Source organism: Streptococcus mitis, from assembly GCF_019929545.1.
GTDB lineage: Bacteria > Bacillota > Bacilli > Lactobacillales > Streptococcaceae > Streptococcus > Streptococcus mitis_BU.
This window is the reverse complement of sequence record NZ_JAHZPT010000022.1, coordinates 1-20,389: the sequence shown is the minus strand read 5'-3', so window position 1 is coordinate 20,389 and position 20,389 is coordinate 1. Positions and strand designations below refer to the sequence as shown.

General features: G+C 34.7%; 20 protein-coding genes and 3 tRNA genes. 16 read left to right on the top strand and 7 right to left on the bottom strand.

From position 1 onward, the window contains the following. The first annotated feature begins 26 nt into the window (after positions 1–26). Complete coding sequence (locus K1I71_RS06990) at positions 27–569, top strand: TetR/AcrR family transcriptional regulator (RefSeq protein WP_000665088.1); 543 nt, start codon at positions 27–29, stop codon at positions 567–569. Positions 570–609: 40 nt separating this feature from the next. Here K1I71_RS06990 and K1I71_RS06985 read toward each other — a convergent pair. The 7 genes from K1I71_RS06985 to rlmH form a co-directional block, all read right to left on the bottom strand. Then, a tRNA-Asn gene (locus tag K1I71_RS06985) sits at positions 610–683 on the bottom strand. Between the two features lie 5 nt (positions 684–688). Then, positions 689–760 (bottom strand) — tRNA-Glu (locus K1I71_RS06980). A gap of 51 nt (positions 761–811) precedes the next feature. Next, complete coding sequence (comE, locus tag K1I71_RS06975) at positions 812–1,564, bottom strand: competence system response regulator transcription factor ComE (RefSeq protein ID WP_000866073.1); 753 nt, start codon at positions 1,562–1,564, stop codon at positions 812–814. Next, positions 1,561–2,880 (bottom strand): competence system sensor histidine kinase ComD, encoded by a 1,320-nt coding sequence (gene comD, locus K1I71_RS06970; RefSeq protein ID WP_045605310.1) that lies wholly within the window; start codon positions 2,878–2,880, stop codon positions 1,561–1,563. The genes comE and comD overlap by 4 nt, the downstream gene beginning before the upstream one ends. Before the next feature lie 12 nt (positions 2,881–2,892). Further along, positions 2,893–3,021 (bottom strand): competence-stimulating peptide ComC, encoded by a 129-nt coding sequence (comC, locus tag K1I71_RS06965; protein ID WP_045605312.1) that lies wholly within the window; start codon positions 3,019–3,021, stop codon positions 2,893–2,895. A gap of 164 nt (positions 3,022–3,185) precedes the next feature. After that, positions 3,186–3,259, bottom strand: a tRNA-Arg gene (locus tag K1I71_RS06960). Between the two features lie 43 nt (positions 3,260–3,302). Further along, positions 3,303–3,782 (bottom strand): 23S rRNA (pseudouridine(1915)-N(3))-methyltransferase RlmH, encoded by a 480-nt coding sequence (gene rlmH / locus K1I71_RS06955; RefSeq protein WP_000695934.1) that lies wholly within the window; start codon positions 3,780–3,782, stop codon positions 3,303–3,305. A gap of 182 nt (positions 3,783–3,964) precedes the next feature. On the opposite strand from rlmH, the gene htrA reads away from it, so the two are divergent. From htrA to ftsH, 15 genes are all read left to right on the top strand, one after another. Next, the gene (gene htrA, locus K1I71_RS06950; RefSeq protein ID WP_000681587.1) at positions 3,965–5,146 is read left to right on the top strand and encodes a serine protease HtrA; all 1,182 of its coding nucleotides are present in this window, start codon (positions 3,965–3,967) and stop codon (positions 5,144–5,146) included. A 57-nt stretch (positions 5,147–5,203) separates the two neighbouring features. Continuing rightward, entirely contained in the window at positions 5,204–5,962 is a 759-nt protein-coding gene (locus K1I71_RS06945; protein WP_033687628.1) for a ParB/RepB/Spo0J family partition protein, read from the top strand. 213 nt (positions 5,963–6,175) lie between these two features. Further along, positions 6,176–7,537, top strand: coding sequence for a chromosomal replication initiator protein DnaA (gene dnaA / locus K1I71_RS06940; protein WP_033687629.1), 1,362 nt, complete (start codon positions 6,176–6,178; stop codon positions 7,535–7,537). Positions 7,538–7,695: 158 nt separating this feature from the next. Then, positions 7,696–8,832: a DNA polymerase III subunit beta gene (dnaN, locus tag K1I71_RS06935; protein WP_000581174.1), complete on the top strand. Its 1,137-nt coding sequence runs from the start codon at positions 7,696–7,698 to the stop codon at positions 8,830–8,832. A gap of 64 nt (positions 8,833–8,896) precedes the next feature. Further along, positions 8,897–9,091, top strand: coding sequence for a DUF951 domain-containing protein (locus K1I71_RS06930; RefSeq protein ID WP_000285186.1), 195 nt, complete (start codon positions 8,897–8,899; stop codon positions 9,089–9,091). Between the two features lie 84 nt (positions 9,092–9,175). After that, the gene (ychF, locus tag K1I71_RS06925) at positions 9,176–10,291 is read left to right on the top strand and encodes a redox-regulated ATPase YchF (RefSeq protein ID WP_033687631.1); all 1,116 of its coding nucleotides are present in this window, start codon (positions 9,176–9,178) and stop codon (positions 10,289–10,291) included. Between the two features lie 73 nt (positions 10,292–10,364). Beyond that, a complete protein-coding gene (pth, locus tag K1I71_RS06920) occupies positions 10,365–10,934 on the top strand; it encodes an aminoacyl-tRNA hydrolase (protein WP_000163936.1) in 570 nt (189 codons plus the stop codon). Then, positions 10,935–14,438: a transcription-repair coupling factor gene (gene mfd / locus K1I71_RS06915; protein ID WP_033687633.1), complete on the top strand. Its 3,504-nt coding sequence runs from the start codon at positions 10,935–10,937 to the stop codon at positions 14,436–14,438. It begins immediately after the preceding gene. A 57-nt stretch (positions 14,439–14,495) separates the two neighbouring features. Then, positions 14,496–14,762 (top strand): RNA-binding S4 domain-containing protein, encoded by a 267-nt coding sequence (locus tag K1I71_RS06910; RefSeq protein WP_001234978.1) that lies wholly within the window; start codon positions 14,496–14,498, stop codon positions 14,760–14,762. Further along, positions 14,755–15,123 (top strand): septum formation initiator family protein, encoded by a 369-nt coding sequence (locus tag K1I71_RS06905; RefSeq protein ID WP_000041905.1) that lies wholly within the window; start codon positions 14,755–14,757, stop codon positions 15,121–15,123. Before K1I71_RS06910 ends, K1I71_RS06905 begins: the two co-directional genes overlap by 8 nt. A 4-nt stretch (positions 15,124–15,127) precedes the next feature. Continuing rightward, positions 15,128–15,250 carry an SP_0009 family protein gene (locus K1I71_RS09560; protein ID WP_000429334.1) on the top strand — a complete coding sequence of 41 codons (123 nt, stop codon included), beginning with the start codon at positions 15,128–15,130 and terminating at the stop codon, positions 15,248–15,250. Then, the gene (locus K1I71_RS06900) at positions 15,243–16,511 is read left to right on the top strand and encodes a serine hydrolase (RefSeq protein ID WP_033687636.1); all 1,269 of its coding nucleotides are present in this window, start codon (positions 15,243–15,245) and stop codon (positions 16,509–16,511) included. Before K1I71_RS09560 ends, K1I71_RS06900 begins: the two co-directional genes overlap by 8 nt. Further along, on the top strand, positions 16,508–17,785 hold the full coding sequence (tilS, locus tag K1I71_RS06895) for a tRNA lysidine(34) synthetase TilS (protein ID WP_223330578.1): 1,278 nt from the start codon (positions 16,508–16,510) through the stop codon (positions 17,783–17,785). The genes K1I71_RS06900 and tilS overlap by 4 nt, the downstream gene beginning before the upstream one ends. A gap of 5 nt (positions 17,786–17,790) precedes the next feature. Further along, entirely contained in the window at positions 17,791–18,333 is a 543-nt protein-coding gene (hpt, locus tag K1I71_RS06890) for a hypoxanthine phosphoribosyltransferase (protein ID WP_000892176.1), read from the top strand. Positions 18,334–18,348: 15 nt separating this feature from the next. Next, positions 18,349–20,307: an ATP-dependent zinc metalloprotease FtsH gene (gene ftsH, locus K1I71_RS06885; RefSeq protein WP_033687641.1), complete on the top strand. Its 1,959-nt coding sequence runs from the start codon at positions 18,349–18,351 to the stop codon at positions 20,305–20,307. Positions 20,308–20,389: the final 82 nt, after the last annotated feature.

The window sequence follows — 20,389 nt, the reverse complement described above, 5'->3', positions numbered from 1 at the left end:
GTCTAATTTGTTCACAAGGAGGAAATATGAAAGAAAGTAATAAACGCTTAAAAACAAAGCGAACTATTGAAAATGCTATGGTACAATTACTAATGGAACAACCATTTGATCAAATTTCTACTGTCAAATTAGCAGAAAAAGCCGGAATTAGTCGTTCCAGCTTCTATACTCACTATAAGGATAAGTATGATATGATTGAGCACTATCAAAGCAAGCTATTTCATACATTTGAATATATTTTTCAAAAACATGCTCATCACAAAAGAGATGCTATTCTAGAAGTATTTGAATATCTAGAGTCAGAACCACTTCTAGCTGCCCTTCTTTCTGAAAATGGGACCAAAGAAATCCAAAATTTCTTACGAAATAAACTTCATATCATGCTCAGTACAGATTTACAAAAGCGATTTATGCAACTGAATCTCAATACCACTGAATTAGAATACAGTAGCATCTATCTAACTCACGCACTTTTTGGTGTCTGCCAAACTTGGATTGCACATGGAAAAAAAGAAAGTCCTCAAGAAATAACAGACTTCCTTATGAAGATGCTTGGTGATACAAATTGATACAAAAAAGGGAACAACACTATGTTCCCTTTTATCTATACTCCGCCAGTAGGACTCGAACCTACGACATCATGATTAACAGTCATGCGCTACTACCAACTGAGCTATGGCGGATAAAATAGTCCGTACGGGATTCGAACCCGTGTTACCGCCGTGAAAAGGCGGTGTCTTAACCCCTTGACCAACGGACCTTCTATCTGTAGCAGATATAACCATTATATCAATTTCTTGCTAATTGTCAATTACTTTTGAGATTTTTTCTCTAGAATATCTTTTAATTTTCTAATTTTTAATCTTGAAATAGGACAACGATGGTCTTCATAGAAAACAATTTCTAAATTCTTTCTATCAATTTCTCTGATATTGCCTATATTTACCAAAAATGACTTATGAGGAGAATAAAATCGCTGAGTATGTTTGTCCTTTTCCTGAATATCTGTCATGGTACCGTAAAACTCTTTGGCAAAATTCTTACCAATAATGCGTAATTTATGAGAGACACCTGTCGTTTCAATATACAAAATATCATGGTAAGGAATTTTTAAATCATTTCCCTTGTAATTGTAGTCAAAATAATCAACCACATCTTCATTTTCAAGTAACATACTCTTCGTGTAGAAGATATTTTGCTCAATTCTCTTCTTAAATAACTCATCATTGATATCCTTATCAACAAAATCTAAGGCTGATACCTGGTATTTATAGGTTAGAGTTGCAAACTCTGATCGACTGGTGATAAAGACGATAATAGCATAAGGATTGTGATGACGAATAAACTGGGCAACTTCAAACCCTTTTTTCTCAATTCCATGAATATCAATATCTAGAAAATAAAGCTGGTTTACTTCATCATTTTCAATATATTCCTTAAATTCACGAACTTTTCCCGTTGTCTTGTATGATATTGGAATATTCGATTCTTTCGAAATTTCATCCAATATTCTCTCTAGTCTCACTTGATGTTCAATAACATCTTCTAAAATTAAAACTTTCATTCAAATTCCCTCTTAAATCTAATGATTTGTCTAAATGTACTGCCTTCCATCTCTGTTTCTAAAATAATATTGTTGTACTTATCCAGTAGTTCTTTCACATTATTTAATCCGACTCCACGATTTCTTCCCTTAGTAGAGAATCCTAAAGCAAATAGGTCTCCTGAAGGAGTCATCGTCATTTTACATGAATTCTGAATCACAATCACTGTTTCAGTTTCCATCTTAATAACTGCTACTTCCATCTGTTTTTTATAACTATCAGCCGATCCTTCCACAGCATTGTTCAATAAAACACTCATAATACGAACTAAATCCAGCAGGTCTATTGGAAGCTTGGTAATCGTATCTTTTACTTCCAGTGTAAACTCTACACCATTATTTCGAGCATATACAATTGACTGAGCAACCAAACTTCGTAAAGCTGAATCTTCTATGTTGTTCAAGTCAAAGTAAGTATACTTATCTGAACGCAGTTTGTGATTTGCTTTGACCAAAACTTCATTGTAAACTCTGTCAATTTCCTGTAAATCACCACTGTCAATTGCCATCTGCATGCTGACAAGCATCCCAGCATAGTCATGTCTAAAACCACGGATTTCATTATACAGTCCGACAATTTCATCTGTATAATTCTGTAAATGTTTTTGTTCAAATTTCTTCTGCTTCAAAGCAATCTCTTTCTCAATTTGATCTTTATGCGAATTCATTGCAAGAAAAGTCAAAATAAGAGAGATGAATATAATAGATGATAAAATGCTTCCAAAACTATTCAAATGTTTAATCGTACTTACCATATCTGAAACGAAAGATGCAACATGTAGCAGTAGTAAAGCAAAAAATACTTTTTTCAAGAAAGGATAAAGGTAATCCTTATCAAAATAGTTTAGTTCCAAATGGAAATAATGAATGATTTTTAAGACAACAAAATAGGTCAACGTTGAGATTGCTAAAAAGAATAGACTTTTATATTGTAATACAATGTTATCACCTACTATCGAAGAGAAGGTTACAGATATAAACGTATGGGTACTATGATATAACAAAGATAATAATAAACTGATAAAAAGTCCCTGGTATTTTCCATACTTCTTTAATTTTATTAAATAAGCATACATAACTAAAGGAAATAAAAATTTAGACAAAGCAAAACTATATCTATACACCATACTAATAGCTTCTTCAAGTATAAAAACTGATATACAGGTGTAGGATAAAAAAATAATTTGCTCTTTTCTAGTTACTTTACAAATCCATTCATAACTTTTGCTAATAATGAAAAAATAAAAAATAGCTATCCCTAATCCAAATAAATCCATTACTTATTACCTTTATTTCTTTTTTCTTGGAAAAATAAGATTTCGAATTGACTCTGAAATTCTCATATCTCCACCCTGAATTTCTTGCATTTCTACCTCTGTTAACTCTACAAACTGTTCCAATTTAACTGTGTTTTTCATAATAAAATCTCCTCAATGTTTTTTTCTTGTAAGCTAACTTACAGAAACAATTATACAAAATGGAATTTCATTTTAGATAAAATTCTCTCAACTGTCATTTTTTTCTCCCCAAGTGTACTTTTTTAAGAAAAAAGCCGGGAAAATTCCCAGCTTTGCTACTATATTGATCCCAGCAGGATTCGAACCTGCGACCGTTCGCTTAGAAGGCGAATGCTCTATCCAGCTGAGCTATGAGACCTAATACAGCTATTCTACCAAAAATTCAATTGAAAGTCAATTTTCTATTTATGATAGGGCGAGCCCTGCTGTATTGTAAAAGCTCGATAGATTTGTTCAACAAGGACTAGTCTCATTAACTGATGGGGCAAGGTTAAACGACCAAAACTAACAGAGAGATTGGCTCTCTTTTTTACATCCTGTGCTAATCCCAGACTCCCTCCAATAATAAAAGTAAGAGTAGAAAATCCTTTTATAGAAGCTTCTTCTAACTGCTTACTAAATTCTTCTGAGGAGAAAGTTTTCCCTTCAATGGCTAACACAATCACGAAATCACGGTCACCAACTTTTGATAAAATTCTCTGACCTTCTATTTCTAAAATCTTTTGATTTTCTGATTCACTGGCCTTATCTGGTGTTTTTTCATCTGCTAGCTCTATCATTTCAAGCTTAGCAAATCGAGAAATTCGTTTTGAATACTCTGCAATACCATCTTTTAAATACTTTTCTTTCAGTTTCCCAACTGTTACAACTTTAATTTTCATGACTCTATTCTAACATATTCTCTATTTTTTCACATCTTATTCACAAAATAAAAGGTTAATTTTAGCCGAGAAAACCACAGATTTTTTAAAGTTATCCACAATCTGTGTAAAACTTTTGTGTTTAAGTTATAATTAAGCTAGTCAGTTTATACTTTCAGTAATTCAAAAATATGGAGGCAAATATGAAACATTTAAAAACATTTTACAAAAAAGGGTTTCAATTATTAGTCGTTATCGTTATTAGCTTTTTTAGTGGAGCCTTGGGTAGCTTTTCAATAAACCAACTAACTCAAAAAAGTACTGAAAGTACCTCTAACAACAATAGTACTATTACACAGACTGCCTATAAGAATGAAAATTCAACAACACAGGCTGTTAACAAAGTAAAAGATGCCGTTGTTTCTGTTATTACTTATTCAGCAAACAGACAAAATAGCGTATTTGGTAATGATGATACTGACACAGATTCTCAGCAAATCTCTAGTGAAGGATCTGGGGTTATTTATAAAAAGAATGATAAAGAAGCTTACATCGTCACCAACAATCACGTTATAAATGGTGCCAGCAAAGTAGATATTCGTTTGTCAGATGGAACTAAAGTACCTGGAGAAATAGTCGGAGCGGATACTTTCTCTGATATTGCTGTCGTCAAAATCTCTTCAGAAAAAGTGACAACAGTAGCTGAATTTGGTGATTCTAGCAAGTTAACCGTAGGAGAAACTGCTATTGCCATCGGTAGCCCATTAGGTTCTGAATATGCTAATACTGTCACTCAAGGTATCGTATCTAGTCTTAATCGAAATGTATCTTTAAAATCTGAAGATGGACAAGCCATTTCTACAAAAGCCATCCAAACTGATACTGCTATTAACCCAGGTAACTCTGGTGGCCCACTAATCAATATTCAAGGACAGGTTATCGGAATTACCTCAAGTAAAATTGCCACAAATGGAGGAACATCTGTAGAAGGTCTTGGTTTTGCAATCCCTGCAAATGATGCTATCAATATTATTGAACAGTTGGAAAAGAACGGAAAAGTTACTCGTCCAGCTTTGGGAATTCAAATGGTCAATCTCTCAAATATTAATACAAGTGATATTAGAAGACTGAATATTCCAAGCAATGTAACATCTGGTGTAGTTGTTCGTTCTGTGCAAAGTAATATGCCTGCCAATGGTCACCTTGAAAAATACGATGTTATTACAAAAGTAGATGACAAGGAAATTGCTTCATCAACAGACTTACAAAGTGCTCTTTACAATCATTCTATCGGAGATACCATTAAAATAACTTACTATCGTAACGGTAAAGAAGAAACTACATCTATTAAACTTGACAAGAGTTCAGGTGATTTAGAATCTTAATTGACATCTATGTAAAGAAAGCTTTACATAAGATAAAAGATGTGTTAGTGTAGAATCATGGAAAAATTTGAAATGATTTCTATCACAGATATACAGAAAAATCCCTATCAACCTCGAAAAGAATTTGATGGAGAAAAACTACATGAACTAGCACAGTCTATCAAAGAAAATGGGGTCATTCAACCGATTATTGTTCGTCAATCTCCTGTTATTGGTTATGAAATCCTTGCAGGAGAGAGACGCTATCGGGCTTCACTTTTAGCTGGTCTAAGGTATATCCCAGCTGTTGTTAAGCAGCTTTCAGATCAAGAGATGATGGTCCAGTCCATCATTGAAAATTTGCAAAGAGAAAATTTAAATCCAATAGAAGAAGCACGCGCCTATGAATCTCTTGTAGAGAAAGGATTTACCCATGCTGAAATTGCAGATAAAATGGGTAAGTCTCGTCCTTATATCAGCAACTCCATTCGCTTGCTGTCCTTGCCAGAACAGATCCTTTCAGAAGTAGAAAGTGGTAAACTATCACAAGCCCATGCGCGTTCTCTCGTTGGGTTGAATAAGGAACAACAAGACTATTTCTTTCAACGAATTATATGTGAAGACATTTCTGTAAGGAAATTAGAAGCTCTTCTGACAGAGAAAAAACAAAAGAAACTTCAAAAAACGAATCATTTCATACAAAATGAAGAAGAACAGTTAAAAAAACTACTCGGATTAGATGTAGAAATCAAACTGTCTAAAAAAGACAGTGGAAAAATCATTATTTCTTTTTCAAATCAAGAAGAATACAGTAGAATTATCAACAGCCTGAAATAAGGCTGTTCTTTTATTTTTTTATCTCACAAGGTTATCCACTATTTTTTTCAAAAAAAAGCTTCATAAATCAACAGTTTCTGATTTTATCCCCAACCTGTGGATAAAACTTGATAACATTGTGGATTATTTTTCACAGCTTGTGGAAAATTCTTGCTATCTATGGTAAAATAAATCTAGCATTAAACTTTTAAATAGTAAAGGAGGAGAAAAGGATTGAAAGAAAAACAATTTTGGAATCGTATATTAGAATTTGCACAAGAAAGACTAACTCGATCCATGTATGATTTCTATGCTATTCAAGCTGAACTCATTAAGGTAGAAGAAAATGTTGCCACTATATTTTTACCACGATCTGAAATGGAAATGGTCTGGGAAAAACAACTAAAAGATATCATTGTAGTAGCTGGTTTTGAGATTTATGATGCTGAAATAACCCCCCACTATATTTTCACCAAGCCTCAAGATACGATTATCCCACAAGTTGAAGAAGCTCCAAATTCAACTCTCTATGACTATAGTCCAAAGTTAGCATCTATTCCTTATTCGGATACTGGATTAAAAGAAAAGTATACCTTTGATAATTTTATCCAAGGGGATGGAAATGTTTGGGCAGTATCAGCCGCCCTGGCTGTCTCTGAAGATTTGGCCTTGACCTATAATCCTCTTTTTATCTATGGAGGACCTGGGCTTGGTAAGACTCACTTACTCAATGCCATTGGGAATGAGATTTTGAAAAATATTCCTGATGCGCGTGTGAAGTACATTCCTGCTGAAAGCTTTATAAACGACTTTCTTGAACATCTGAGACTGGGTGAAATGGATAAGTTCAAAAAAACCTACCGTAGCCTCGATCTCTTGTTAATTGATGATATTCAATCGCTGAGTGGAAAAAAAGTTGCAACTCAGGAAGAATTTTTCAATACTTTCAATGTTCTCCATAACAATCAAAAACAAATTGTTCTGACTAGTGATCGTAGCCCTAAACACTTAGAGGGCCTTGAAGAAAGACTTGTCACGCGCTTTAGCTGGGGCTTGACGCAAAATATCACACCACCTGACTTTGAGACACGTATTGCCATTTTACAAAGCAAAACAGAGAATTTAGACTACCATTTCCAAAGTGATACCCTAGAATACCTAGCTGGTCAATTTGATTCAAACGTCCGAGAACTTGAAGGAGCAATCAACGACATCACTTTAATCGCCCGAGTGAAGAAGATTAAGGATATCACTATCGATATCGCTGCAGAGGCTATTAGGGCACGCAAACAAGATGTTAGCCAAATGCTCGTCATCCCAATTGATAAAATCCAAAATGAAGTTGGTAACTTTTATGGTGTCAGCGTCAAAGAAATGAAGGGAAGCAGACGCCTTCAAAATATTGTGTTAGCCCGTCAAGTAGCCATGTATTTATCTAGAGAATTAACAGATAATAGTCTTCCAAAAATTGGGAAGGAATTTGGTGGTAAAGATCACACAACAGTCATTCATGCCCATGCCAAAATTAAATCTTTGATTGATGAAGACGATAATTTACGTTTAGAAATTGAATCAATCAAAAAGAAAATCAAATAACTTGTGGATAACTTTTACTTTATTATCTTTTTTATCCACATTTTTTAAACAAGCCCAAAAACTTGATATGACTTGTTTAAAGTCTGTTTTCCACAGATTTCACAGACTCTATTATTACTATTATCCTTCTAATACTAAAAATAAATAAAGGAGAATCCATGATTCATTTTTCAATTAATAAAAATTTATTTCTACAAGCCTTAAATACTACTAAGAGAGCTATTAGCTCTAAAAATGCCATTCCTATTTTATCAACCGTCAAAATTGACGTAACCAATGAAGGTGTTACTTTAATTGGTTCAAATGGTCAAATTTCAATTGAAAATTTTATTTCTCAAAAAAATGAAGATGCTGGTTTGTTAATTACTTCTTTAGGTTCGATCCTTCTTGAAGCTTCTTTCTTCATCAATGTGGTATCTAGTCTACCTGATGTGACTCTTGATTTTAAAGAAATTGAACAAAATCAAATTGTTTTAACTAGTGGCAAATCAGAAATTACCCTAAAAGGAAAAGATAGCGAACAGTATCCACGAATCCAAGAAATTTCAGCAAGCACTCCTTTGGTTCTTGAAACAAAATTACTTAAGAAAATTATCAATGAAACAGCTTTTGCTGCAAGTACACAAGAAAGTCGTCCAATTTTAACAGGTGTTCATTTTGTATTGAGCCAACACAAAGAGTTAAAAACAGTTGCAACAGACTCTCATCGTCTAAGCCAGAAAAAATTGACTCTTGAAAAAAATAGTGATGATTTTGATGTCGTCATTCCTAGCCGTTCTCTACGCGAATTTTCAGCAGTATTTACAGACGATATTGAAACTGTAGAGATTTTCTTTGCCAACAATCAAATCCTCTTTAGAAGCGAAAATATTAGCTTCTATACTCGTTTGTTAGAAGGTAACTATCCTGATACAGATCGCTTGATTCCGACAGACTTTAACACTACTATTACTTTTGATGTGGTAAACTTACGTCAGTCAATGGAGCGTGCTCGCCTTTTATCAAGTGCGACTCAAAATGGTACTGTGAAGCTTGAAATTAAAGGTGGTATTGTTAGCGCCCATGTTCATTCTCCAGAAGTTGGTAAAGTAAACGAAGAAATCGATACTGATCAGGTGACTGGTGAAGATTTGACTATTAGTTTCAACCCAACTTACTTGATTGATTCTCTTAAGGCTTTAAATAGCGAAAAGGTGACCATTAGCTTTATCTCAGCTGTTCGTCCATTTACTCTTGTTCCAGCAGACACTGATGAGGACTTCATGCAGCTCATTACACCAGTTCGTACAAATTAAGTGAAAGAGGTTGAGCCTGGCTCGCCTCTTTTATGATATAATCGAAAAAGAAAAGGAGAGTAGTATGTATCAAGTTGGAAATTTTGTTGAAATGAAAAAACCACATGCTTGCACCATCAAGTCAACAGGTAAAAAGGCCAATCGTTGGGAAATTACACGTGTAGGAGCAGATATCAAAATTAAATGTAGCAATTGTGACCATGTTGTCATGATGGGGCGCTATGATTTTGATCGAAAAATGAATAAAATTATTGACTGAAACCCCTCAGTTAGAGGGTTAGCAAGTTTTCCTTTTTTGTGTTATAATATTAGGGATTGAAATGAAAACGGAGAATGAGAAAATATGGCTTTAACAGCAGGTATCGTTGGTTTGCCAAACGTTGGTAAATCAACACTATTTAATGCAATTACAAAAGCAGGAGCAGAGGCTGCAAACTATCCATTTGCGACGATTGATCCAAACGTTGGAATGGTTGAGGTTCCAGATGAACGCCTACAAAAATTGACTGAAATGATCACTCCTAAAAAGACAGTTCCAACAACATTTGAATTTACAGATATCGCAGGAATTGTAAAAGGAGCTTCAAAAGGAGAAGGGCTAGGGAATAAATTCTTGGCTAATATCCGTGAAGTAGACGCGATTGTTCACGTAGTTCGTGCTTTTGATGATGAAAATGTGATGCGCGAGCAAGGACGTGAAGACGCCTTTGTAGATCCACTTGCGGATATTGATACTATTAACCTGGAGTTGATTCTTGCTGACTTAGAATCAGTTAATAAGCGTTATGCGCGTGTAGAAAAGATGGCACGTACGCAAAAAGATAAAGAATCAGTAGCTGAGTTTAATGTTCTTCAAAAGATTAAACCAGTCCTAGAAGATGGAAAATCAGCTCGAACTATTGAATTTACAGATGAAGAACAAAAAGTTGTCAAAGGTCTCTTCCTTTTGACGACTAAACCAGTGCTCTATGTTGCCAATGTGGATGAGGATGTTGTTTCAGAACCTGACTCTATCGACTATGTTAAACAAATTCGTGAATTCGCAGAGACAGAAAATGCTGAAGTAGTCGTTATTTCTGCGCGTGCTGAGGAAGAAATTTCTGAGTTAGACGAAGAAGATAAGCAAGAGTTTCTTGAAGCACTTGGTTTGACAGAGTCAGGCGTTGACAAGTTGACTCGTGCAGCTTACCACTTACTTGGATTGGGAACTTACTTCACAGCTGGTGAAAAAGAAGTTCGCGCTTGGACCTTTAAACGTGGTATGAAGGCTCCTCAAGCAGCTGGTATTATCCACTCAGACTTTGAAAAAGGATTTATTCGTGCAGTAACTATGTCATATGAGGATCTAGTGAAATATGGATCTGAAAAGGCTGTAAAAGAAGCTGGGCGCTTGCGTGAAGAAGGAAAAGAATATATCGTTCAAGATGGCGATATCATGGAATTCCGCTTTAATGTCTAATAATATTTAACAAATAGTGTCAATTAGGTTGGAAAAAAATTCCAACCCTTTTGGCTTTTGAAAGGAAAAATAAATGACCAAATTACTTGTAGGATTAGGAAATCCAGGAGATAAATATTTTGAGACCAAACACAATGTTGGATTTATGTTGATTGACCAACTAGCGAAGAAACAGAATGTCACTTTTACACACGATAAGATATTTCAAGCTGACCTAGCATCCTTTTTCCTAAATGGAGAAAAAATTTATCTGGTCAAACCAACGACATTTATGAATGAAAGTGGAAAAGCGGTTCATGCTTTATTGACTTATTATGGTTTGGATATTGAAGATTTACTCATCATTTACGATGACCTTGACATGGAAGTTGGGAAAATTCGTTTAAGAGCAAAAGGTTCAGCAGGTGGTCATAATGGTATCAAGTCTATTATTCAACATATTGGAACCCAAACCTTTAATCGTGTTAAAATTGGAATCGGAAGACCTAAAAATGGCATGTCAGTTGTTCACCATGTTTTGAGTACCTTTGACAAGGATGATTATATTGGTATTTTACAGTCTATTGACAAAGTTGACGATTCTGTAAACTACTATTTACAAGAGAAAAACTTTGAAAAAACGATGCAGAGGTATAACGGATAAATGGTGACCTTATTAGATTTATTCTCAGAAAATGATCAGATAAAAAAATGGCATCAAAATCTGACAGATAAGAAAAGACAATTAATCTTAGGCTTGTCAACTTCTACAAAAACTTTAGCAATTGCTAGTAGTTTGAGACAGGAAGATAAGATTGTGTTATTGACGTCAACTTATGGAGAAGCCGAAGGACTTGTTAGTGATCTTATATCTATCTTGGGTGAGGAACTTGTCTATCCATTTTTGGTAGATGACTCCCCTATGGTCGAGTTTTTGATGTCTTCACAAGAAAAAATCATTTCACGGGTTGAAGCCTTGCGTTTTTTGACTGATTCATCTAAGAAAGGGATTTTAGTTTGTAATATCGCAGCAAGTCGATTGATTTTACCGTCTCCCAATGCATTTAAAGATAGTATTGTAAAAATAACAGTTGGTGAAGAATATGACCAACACGCACTTATCCATCAGTTAAAAGAGATAGGCTATCGAAAAGTTACGCAAGTACAAACTCAGGGAGAGTTTAGTATACGAGGAGATATTTTAGATATTTTTGAAATATCCCAGTTAGAACCTTGCCGAATTGAGTTTTTTGGTGATGAAATTGATGGTATTAGGTTATTTGAAGTCGAAACACAATTATCGAAAGAAAATCAGACAGAACTCACTATCTTTCCAGCTAGTGATATGTTTTTGAGAGAAAAGGATTATCAACGAGGACAGTCAGCTTTAGAAAAACAAATTTCAAAAACGTTATCACCGATTTTGAAATCCTATCTAGAAGAAATTCTTTCAAGTTTTCACCAAAAACAAATACATTCAGATTCACGGAAGTTTTTATCTTTGTGCTATGAAAAGACATGGACTGTCTTTGACTATATTGAAAAAGATACCCCAGTATTCTTTGATGATTATCAGAAATTGATGAATCAGTATGAAGTCTTTGAAAGGGAGTTAGCACAATACTTTACAGAAGAATTACAGAACAGTAAAGCATTTTCTGAGATGCAGTATTTTGCAGATACAGAGCAAATCTATAAAAAACAGAGTCCGGTTACCTTTTTCTCTAATCTGCAAAAGGGGTTAGGCAATCTCAAGTTTGACCAAATTTATCAATTTAATCAATATCCTATGCAGGAGTTTTTCAATCAATTTTCTTTTCTAAAAGAAGAAATTGAGCGATACAAAAAAATGGATTATACTATTATCCTGCAGTCTAGCAATTCAATGGGAAGTAAAACATTGGAGGATGTTTTAGAGGAATACCAGATTAAATTGGATTCTAGAGATAAGTCAAGTGTTTGTAAAGAATCTGTAAACTTAATTGAGGGTAATCTCAGACATGGTTTTCATTTTGTAGATGAAAAGGTTTTATTGATAACTGAACATGAGATTTTTCAAAAGAAATTGAAACGTCGTTTTCGAAGACAACATGTTTCAAACGCAGAGAGATTAAAAGATTACAATGAACTTGAAAAAGGAGATTACGTTGTTCACCATATCCATGGAATTGGTCAATATCTAGGGATTGAAACAATTGAAATCAAAGGGATTCACCGTGATTATGTCAGTGTTCAATACCAAAACGGGGATCAAATCTCTATCCCAGTGGAACAGATTCATCTACTTTCCAAATACGTTTCAAGTGACGGTAAAGCTCCTAAACTCAATAAATTAAATGACGGTCATTTCAAAAAAGCCAAGCAAAAAGTTAAGAACCAGGTAGAGGATATAGCTGACGATTTAATCAAACTTTATTCTGAGCGCAGCCAGTTGAAGGGTTTTGCTTTCTCAGCTGATGATGAGGATCAACATGCTTTTGATGATGCCTTCCCTTATGTTGAAACGGATGATCAACTTCGTAGTGTTGAGGAAATCAAGAGAGATATGCAGGCTTCTCAGCCAATGGATCGACTTTTAGTTGGGGATGTTGGTTTTGGAAAGACTGAAGTTGCTATGCGTGCAGCCTTTAAGGCAGTCAATGATCACAAACAGGTTGTCGTCTTAGTTCCGACGACGGTTTTAGCGCAACAGCACTATACGAATTTTAAGGAACGATTCCAAAATTTTGCAGTTAATATTGATGTATTGAGTCGCTTTAGAAGTAAAAAAGAGCAGACTGAAACACTTGAAAAATTGAAAAACGGTCAAGTTGATATTTTGATTGGAACCCATCGTGTTTTGTCAAAAGATGTTGTGTTTGCTGATTTGGGCTTGATGATTATTGATGAGGAACAGCGATTTGGTGTCAAGCATAAGGAAACCTTGAAAGAACTGAAAAAACAAGTAGATGTCCTGACCTTGACAGCAACGCCAATTCCTCGTACCCTTCACATGTCTATGTTGGGAATCAGAGATTTGTCTGTTATTGAAACTCCGCCGACTAATCGTTATCCAGTGCAAACCTATGTTTTAGAAAAGAATGATAGTGTGATTCGTGATGCTGTATTGCGTGAAATGGAACGTGGAGGTCAAATTTACTATCTTTACAATAAAGTTGACACAATTGACCAGAAGGTTTCAGAATTACAGGAGTTGATTCCAGAGGCTTCGATTGGGTATGTTCATGGGCAAATGAGTGAGATTCAGTTAGAAAATACTCTACTGGATTTCATTGAAGGTCAGTATGATATTTTGGTGACAACTACCATTATTGAGACAGGAGTGGACATTCCAAATGCCAATACTTTATTTATTGAAAATGCGGATCATATGGGCTTGTCAACCTTGTATCAGTTAAGAGGAAGAGTCGGTCGTAGTAATCGTATTGCTTATGCCTATCTCATGTATCGTCCAGAAAAATCAATCAGTGAAGTCTCCGAGAAGAGATTAGAAGCGATTAAAGGATTTACAGAATTGGGCTCTGGATTTAAGATTGCAATGCGAGATCTTTCGATTCGTGGAGCAGGAAATCTTTTAGGAAAATCCCAGTCTGGTTTCATTGATTCTGTTGGTTTTGAATTGTATTCGCAGTTATTGGAGGAAGCTATTGCTAAACGACATGGTAATGGGAATACAAGAACCAAAGGAAATACCGAATTGATTTTACAAATTGATGCCTATCTTCCTGATACTTATATTTCAGACCAACGACATAAGATTGAAATTTATAAAAAAATTCGTCAAATTGACAACCGTGTCAACTATGAAGAGTTACAAGAAGAGTTGATGGACCGATTTGGAGAGTACCCAGACGTAGTAGCCTATCTTTTAGAGATTGGTTTGATTAAGTCTTATCTTGACAAGGTCTTTGTTCAACGTGTGGAACGAAAAGAAAATAAGATTACAGTTCAATTTGAAAAAATTACTAAGCGATTGTTCTTGGCTCAAGATTATTTTAAAGCTTTATCCGCAACGAACTTAAAAGCAGCCATAGCTGAGAATAAGGGATTAATGGAAGTTGTATTTTATGTTCGAAACAAGAAGGACTATGAAATTTTAGAAGGTATGCTCATTTTTGGAGAAAGTTTATTAGAGATAAAAGTGTCGAAAGAAGGCAATTCCCTTTAACATTTTTCTTCTATAAAGTAGATAAAAATGATACAATAATAATTTGAGGTAATAAAAATGAGATTAGACAAATATTTAAAAGTATCAAGAATTATCAAGCGTCGTACAGTCGCAAAAGAAGTAGCAGATAAAGGTAGAATCAAGGTAAATGGAATCTTGGCAAAAAGTTCAACGGATTTGAAAGTTAATGACCAAGTTGAAATTCGTTTTGGAAATAAGTTGCTACTTGTAAAAGTACTGGAGATGAAAGATAGTACAAAAAAAGAAGATGCAGCAGGCATGTATGAAATTATCAGTGAAACACGGGTAGAAGAAAATGTCTAAAAATATCGTACAATTGAATAATTCTTTTATTCAAAATGAACACCAACGTCGTCGCTATCTGATGAAAGAACGACAAAAACGGAATCGTTTCATGGGTTGGGTTCTTATTTTGATGATTTTATTGTTCATTTTACCAACTTATAATCTTGCTCAAAGCTATCATCAATTACTCCAAAGACGTCAACAGTTATCAGACTTGCAAACTCAGTATCAAACCTTGAGTGAGGAAAAGGAGAAAGAGACAGCTTTTGCCACAAAGTTGAAAGATGAAGATTACGCTGCTAAATACATGCGTGCAAAATATTATTATTCTAAGAATCGGGAAGCTGTTTATACGATTCCTGACTTGCTCCCAAGGTGATAAAATGGAAAATTTATTAGACGTAATTGAGCAATTTTTGAGTCTATCGGATGAAAAGTTGGAAGAGTTGGCTGATAAAAATCAATTATTGCGTTTACAAGAAGAAAAGGAAAGGAAGAATGCGTAAGTTCTTAATTATTTTGTTGCTACCGAGTTTTTTGACTATTTCAAAAGTCGTTAGCACAGAAAAAGAAGTCGTCTATACTTCGAAAGAAATTTATTACCTTTCACAATCTGACTTTGGTATTTATTTTAGAGAAAAGCTAAATTCTCCTATGGTTTATGGAGAAGTTCCTGTTTATGCGAATGAAGATTTAGTGGTAGAAACTGGAAAATTGACTCCCAAAACAAGTTTTCAAATAACCGAGTGGCGCTTAAATAAACAAGGAATTCCAGTGTTTAAGTTATCCAACCATCAATTTATTGCTGCGGACAAACGATTTTTATATGATCAATCAGAGGTAACTCCAACAATAAAAAAAGTATGGTTAGAATCTGATTTTAAACTGTACAATAGTCCTTATGATTTAAAAGAAGTGAAATCATCCTTATCAGCTTATTCGCAAGTATCAATTGATAAGACCATGTTTGTAGAAGGAAGAGAATTTCTACATATTGATCAGGCTGGATGGGTAGCTAAAGAATCAACTTCTGAAGAAGATAATCGGATGAGTAAAGTTCAAGAAATGTTATCGGAAAAATATCAGAAGGATTCATTTTCTATTTATGTTAAGCAACTGACTACTGGAAAAGAGGCTGGTATCAATCAAGATGAAAAGATGTATGCAGCTAGTGTTTTAAAACTACCTTATCTCTATTATGCGCAAGAAAAAATAAATGAAGGTCTTTATCAGTTAGATACGACTGTAAAATACATATCTGCAGTCAATGATTTTCCAGGTTCCTATAAACCAGAAGGAAGTGGTAGTCTTCCTAAAAAAGAGGATAATAAAGAGTATTCTCTAAAGGATTTAATTACGAAAGTATCAAAAGAATCTGATAATGTAGCTCATAATTTATTGGGATATTACATTTCAAACCAATCTGATGCCACATTTAAATCCAAGATGTCTGCTATTATGGGAGATGATTGGGATTCAAAAGAAAAATTGATTTCTTCTAAAATGGCTGGGAAAGTTATGGAAGCTGTTTATAATCAAAATGGATTTGTATTGGATTCTTTGACTAAAACAGATTTTGATAATGAGAGAATTACCAAAGGTGTTTCTGTTAAAGTAGCTCATAAAATTGGAGATGCGGATGAATTTAAGCATGATACAGGTGTTGTCTATGCAGATTCTCCATTTATTCTTTCTATTTTCACTAAAAATTCTGATTATGATACGATTTCTAAGATAGCCAAGGATGTTTATGAGGTTCTAAAATGAGGAAACAAGATTTTTTAAATCATTTTCTCAAGAAGGGATATTTCAAAAAGCATGCTAAGGTGATGCTAGCTCTTTCTGGTGGATTAGATTCTATGTTTCTATTTAAGGTGTTATCTACGTATCAAAAAGAGTTAGAAATTGAATTGATTCTAGCTCATGTGAATCATAAGCAGAGAGTAGAATCAGATTGGGAAGAACAGGAATTAAGGAAGTTAGCTGCTGAAGCAGAGCTTCCTATTTATATCAGCAATTTTTCAGGAGAATTTTCAGAAGCACGTGCTCGACATTTTCGTTATGATTTTTTTCAAGAGGTCATGAAAAAGACAGGTGCGACAGCTTTAGTCACTGCCCACCATGCTGATGATCAGGTGGAAACGATTTTAATGCGCTTGATTCGAGGAACTCGTTTGCGCTATCTATCAGGAATTAAGGAGAAGCAAGTAGTCGGAGAGATAGAAATCATTCGTCCCTTCTTGCATTTTCAGAAAAAAGACTTTCCACCAATTTTTCACTTTGAAGATACATCAAATCAGGAAAATCATTATTTTCGCAATCGTATTCGAAATTCTTATTTACCAGAATTAGAAAAAGAAAATCCTAGATTTAGAGATGCAATCTTAAGCATCGGCAATGAAATTTTAGATTATGACCTAGCTATAGCTGAATTATCAAAGAATATTGATGTGGAAAATTTACAACAGTTATTTTCTTATTCTGAGTCAACACAAAGAGTTTTACTTCAAACTTATCTGAATAGTTTTCCAGATTTGAATCTTACAAAAGCTCAGTTTGAAGAAGTTAGACAAATTTTAAAAACTAAAAGCCAGTATCGTCATCCGCTTAAAAATGGTTATGAATTAGTAAAAGAGTATCAACAGTTTCGGATTTGTAAAATCAGTCCTCAGTCTGATGAAAAGGAAGATGAACTTGTGTTACACTATCAAAATCAGGTATCTTATCAAGGATATTTATTTTCCTTTGGACTTCCTTTAGATGGTGAATTAATTCAGCAGGTACCTGTTTCACGGGAAACATCAATACACATTCGTCATCGAAAAACAGGAGATTTTTTGATTCAAAATGGGCATAGAAAAAAACTCAGACGTCTATTTATTGATTTGAAAATCCCTATGGAAAAGCGAAAATCAGCTCTGATTATTGAGCAATTTGGTGAAATTGTCTCAATTTTGGGAATTGCGACCAGTAATTTGAGTAAAAACACGAAAAATGATATAATGAACACTGTACTTTATATAGAAAAAATAGATAGGTAAAAAAAATGTTAGAAAACGATATTAAAAAAATCCTCGTTTCACACGATGAAATTACAGAAGCTGCTAAAAAATTAGGTGCCCAACTCACTAAAGACTATGCAGGAAAAAATCCAATCTTAGTTGGGATTTTAAAAGGATCTATTCCTTTTATGGCTGAATTAGTCAAACATATCGACACACATATTGAAATGGACTTCATGATGGTTTCTAGCTATCATGGTGGAACAGCAAGTAGCGGTGTCATCAATATCAAGCAAGATGTAACTCAAGACATCAAAGGAAGACATGTTTTATTTGTAGAAGATATCATTGATACAGGTCAAACTTTGAAGAATTTGCGAGATATGTTTATTGCAAGAGAAGCAGCTTCTGTTAACATTGCAACCTTGTTGGATAAACCAGAAGGACGTGTTGTAGAAATTGAGGCTGACTATACCTGCTTTACTATCCCAAATGAGTTTGTAGTAGGTTATGGTTTAGACTACAAAGAAAATTATCGTAACCTTCCTTATGTTGGAGTATTGAAAGAAGAAGTGTATTCAAATTAGAAAGAACAATTTTTAATGAAAAAACAAAATAATGGTTTAATTAAAAATCCTTTTCTATGGTTATTACTTATTTTTTTCCTAGTTACAGCTTACCAGTATTTTAGTACAGGTAGTGTTGCAGGGAAAAGTGAGCAAATTAATTATACAGAATTGGTAAAAGAAATTACCGATGACAATGTAAAAGAATTGACTTACCAACCAAATGGCAGTGTTATCGAGGTTTCAGGTGTTTATAAAAATCCTAAAACAAGTAAAGAAGAAACAGGCATTCAGTTCTTTTCTCCTTCTGCTACAACAGTAGAGAAATTTTCAAGTATTATTCTTCCTTCAGATACTACAGTATCAGAATTGCAAAAGCTTGCTTCTGACCATAAAGCGGAAGTAACTATTAAGCATGAAAGTTCGAGTGGTATGTGGATTAATATTCTTGTATCCATTGTACCATTCGGTATTCTATTCTTCTTCCTATTCTCTATGATGGGAAATATGGGAGGAAATAATAGCCGTAACCCGATGAGTTTTGGACGTAGTAAGGCTAAAGCTGCAAATAAAGAAGATATTAAAGTAAGATTTTCAGATGTTGCTGGAGCTGAGGAAGAAAAACAAGAACTAGTTGAAGTTGTTGAATTTTTAAAAGATCCAAAACGATTTACAAAACTTGGAGCCCGTATTCCAGCAGGTGTTCTTTTGGAGGGACCTCCGGGAACAGGTAAAACTTTGCTTGCTAAAGCAGTCGCCGGAGAAGCAGGTGTACCATTCTTTAGTATTTCAGGTTCTGACTTTGTAGAAATGTTTGTCGGAGTTGGAGCTAGTCGTGTTCGTTCTCTTTTTGAAGATGCCAAAAAAGCAGCACCAGCTATTATCTTTATCGATGAAATTGATGCTGTTGGACGTCAACGTGGAGTTGGTCTTGGCGGAGGAAATGACGAACGTGAACAAACCTTGAACCAACTTTTGATTGAGATGGATGGTTTTGAAGGAAATGAAGGGATTATCGTCATTGCTGCGACAAACCGTTCAGATGTACTTGACCCTGCCCTTCTGCGTCCAGGACGTTTTGATAGAAAAGTCTTGGTTGGTCGCCCTGATGTTAAAGGTCGTGAAGCAATCTTGAAAGTTCATGCTAAGAACAAGCCTTTAGCAGAAGATGTTGATTTGAAATTAGTTGCCCAACAAACTCCAGGTTTTGTTGGTGCTGATTTAGAGAATGTATTGAATGAAGCAGCTCTAGTTGCTGCTCGTCGCAATAAATCAGTAATTGATGCCTCAGATATTGATGAAGCAGAAGATAGAGTTATTGCTGGTCCTTCTAAGAAAGATAAGACAGTTTCACAAAAAGAACGTGAATTGGTTGCCTACCATGAGGCAGGACATACCATTGTTGGTCTAGTCTTGTCGAATGCTCGTGTTGTGCATAAAGTTACCATCGTACCGCGTGGACGTGCCGGAGGATATATGATTGCACTTCCTAAGGAAGACCAAATGCTTCTTTCTAAAGAAGATATGAAAGAGCAATTGGCTGGTTTAATGGGTGGACGTGTAGCTGAAGAAATTATCTTTAACGTCCAAACTACAGGAGCTTCAAACGACTTTGAACAAGCGACACAAATGGCGCGTGCAATGGTTACAGAGTACGGTATGAGTGAAAAACTTGGCCCAGTACAATATGAAGGAAACCATGCTATGTTTGGTGCACAGAGTCCTCAAAAATCAATTTCAGAACAAACAGCTTATGAAATTGACGAAGAAGTTCGTTCATTATTAAATGAAGCACGAAATAAAGCTGCTGAAATCATCCAATCAAATCGTGAAACTCACAAGTTGATTGCAGAAGCATTATTGAAATACGAAACATTGGATAGTACACAAATTAAAGCTCTTTATGAAACAGGAAAGATGCCTGAAACCGTAGAAGAGGAATCTCATGCATTATCTTATGATGAAGTAAAGTCAAAAATGAATGACGAAAAATAACCCTGAGAGAGGCAAGACCTCTCTTTTTTGTGCAGTTGAGGAGGTAAAGGGGACAGAACGGGGAAAAGACCCGAATCAGCTT

Excerpts from the sequence above, each read along its gene's own strand:
- K1I71_RS06990 (WP_000665088.1), top strand. The coding sequence starts at position 27 with ATGAAAGAAAGTAATAAACGCTTAAAAACAAAGCGAACTATTGAAAAT.
- comE (WP_000866073.1), bottom strand. The coding sequence starts at position 1,564 with ATGAAAGTTTTAATTTTAGAAGATGTTATTGAACATCAAGTGAGACTA.
- comD (WP_045605310.1), bottom strand. The coding sequence starts at position 2,880 with ATGGATTTATTTGGATTAGGGATAGCTATTTTTTATTTTTTCATTATT.
- comC (WP_045605312.1), bottom strand. The coding sequence starts at position 3,021 with ATGAAAAACACAGTTAAATTGGAACAGTTTGTAGAGTTAACAGAGGTA.
- rlmH (WP_000695934.1), bottom strand. The coding sequence starts at position 3,782 with ATGAAAATTAAAGTTGTAACAGTTGGGAAACTGAAAGAAAAGTATTTA.
- htrA (WP_000681587.1), top strand. The coding sequence starts at position 3,965 with ATGAAACATTTAAAAACATTTTACAAAAAAGGGTTTCAATTATTAGTC.
- K1I71_RS06945 (WP_033687628.1), top strand. The coding sequence starts at position 5,204 with ATGGAAAAATTTGAAATGATTTCTATCACAGATATACAGAAAAATCCC.
- dnaN (WP_000581174.1), top strand. The coding sequence starts at position 7,696 with ATGATTCATTTTTCAATTAATAAAAATTTATTTCTACAAGCCTTAAAT.
- K1I71_RS06930 (WP_000285186.1), top strand. The coding sequence starts at position 8,897 with ATGTATCAAGTTGGAAATTTTGTTGAAATGAAAAAACCACATGCTTGC.
- ychF (WP_033687631.1), top strand. The coding sequence starts at position 9,176 with ATGGCTTTAACAGCAGGTATCGTTGGTTTGCCAAACGTTGGTAAATCA.
- pth (WP_000163936.1), top strand. The coding sequence starts at position 10,365 with ATGACCAAATTACTTGTAGGATTAGGAAATCCAGGAGATAAATATTTT.
- mfd (WP_033687633.1), top strand. The coding sequence starts at position 10,935 with ATGGTGACCTTATTAGATTTATTCTCAGAAAATGATCAGATAAAAAAA.
- K1I71_RS06910 (WP_001234978.1), top strand. The coding sequence starts at position 14,496 with ATGAGATTAGACAAATATTTAAAAGTATCAAGAATTATCAAGCGTCGT.
- K1I71_RS06905 (WP_000041905.1), top strand. The coding sequence starts at position 14,755 with ATGTCTAAAAATATCGTACAATTGAATAATTCTTTTATTCAAAATGAA.
- K1I71_RS09560 (WP_000429334.1), top strand. The coding sequence starts at position 15,128 with ATGGAAAATTTATTAGACGTAATTGAGCAATTTTTGAGTCTATCGGAT.
- K1I71_RS06900 (WP_033687636.1), top strand. The coding sequence starts at position 15,243 with ATGCGTAAGTTCTTAATTATTTTGTTGCTACCGAGTTTTTTGACTATT.
- tilS (WP_223330578.1), top strand. The coding sequence starts at position 16,508 with ATGAGGAAACAAGATTTTTTAAATCATTTTCTCAAGAAGGGATATTTC.
- hpt (WP_000892176.1), top strand. The coding sequence starts at position 17,791 with ATGTTAGAAAACGATATTAAAAAAATCCTCGTTTCACACGATGAAATT.
- ftsH (WP_033687641.1), top strand. The coding sequence starts at position 18,349 with ATGAAAAAACAAAATAATGGTTTAATTAAAAATCCTTTTCTATGGTTA.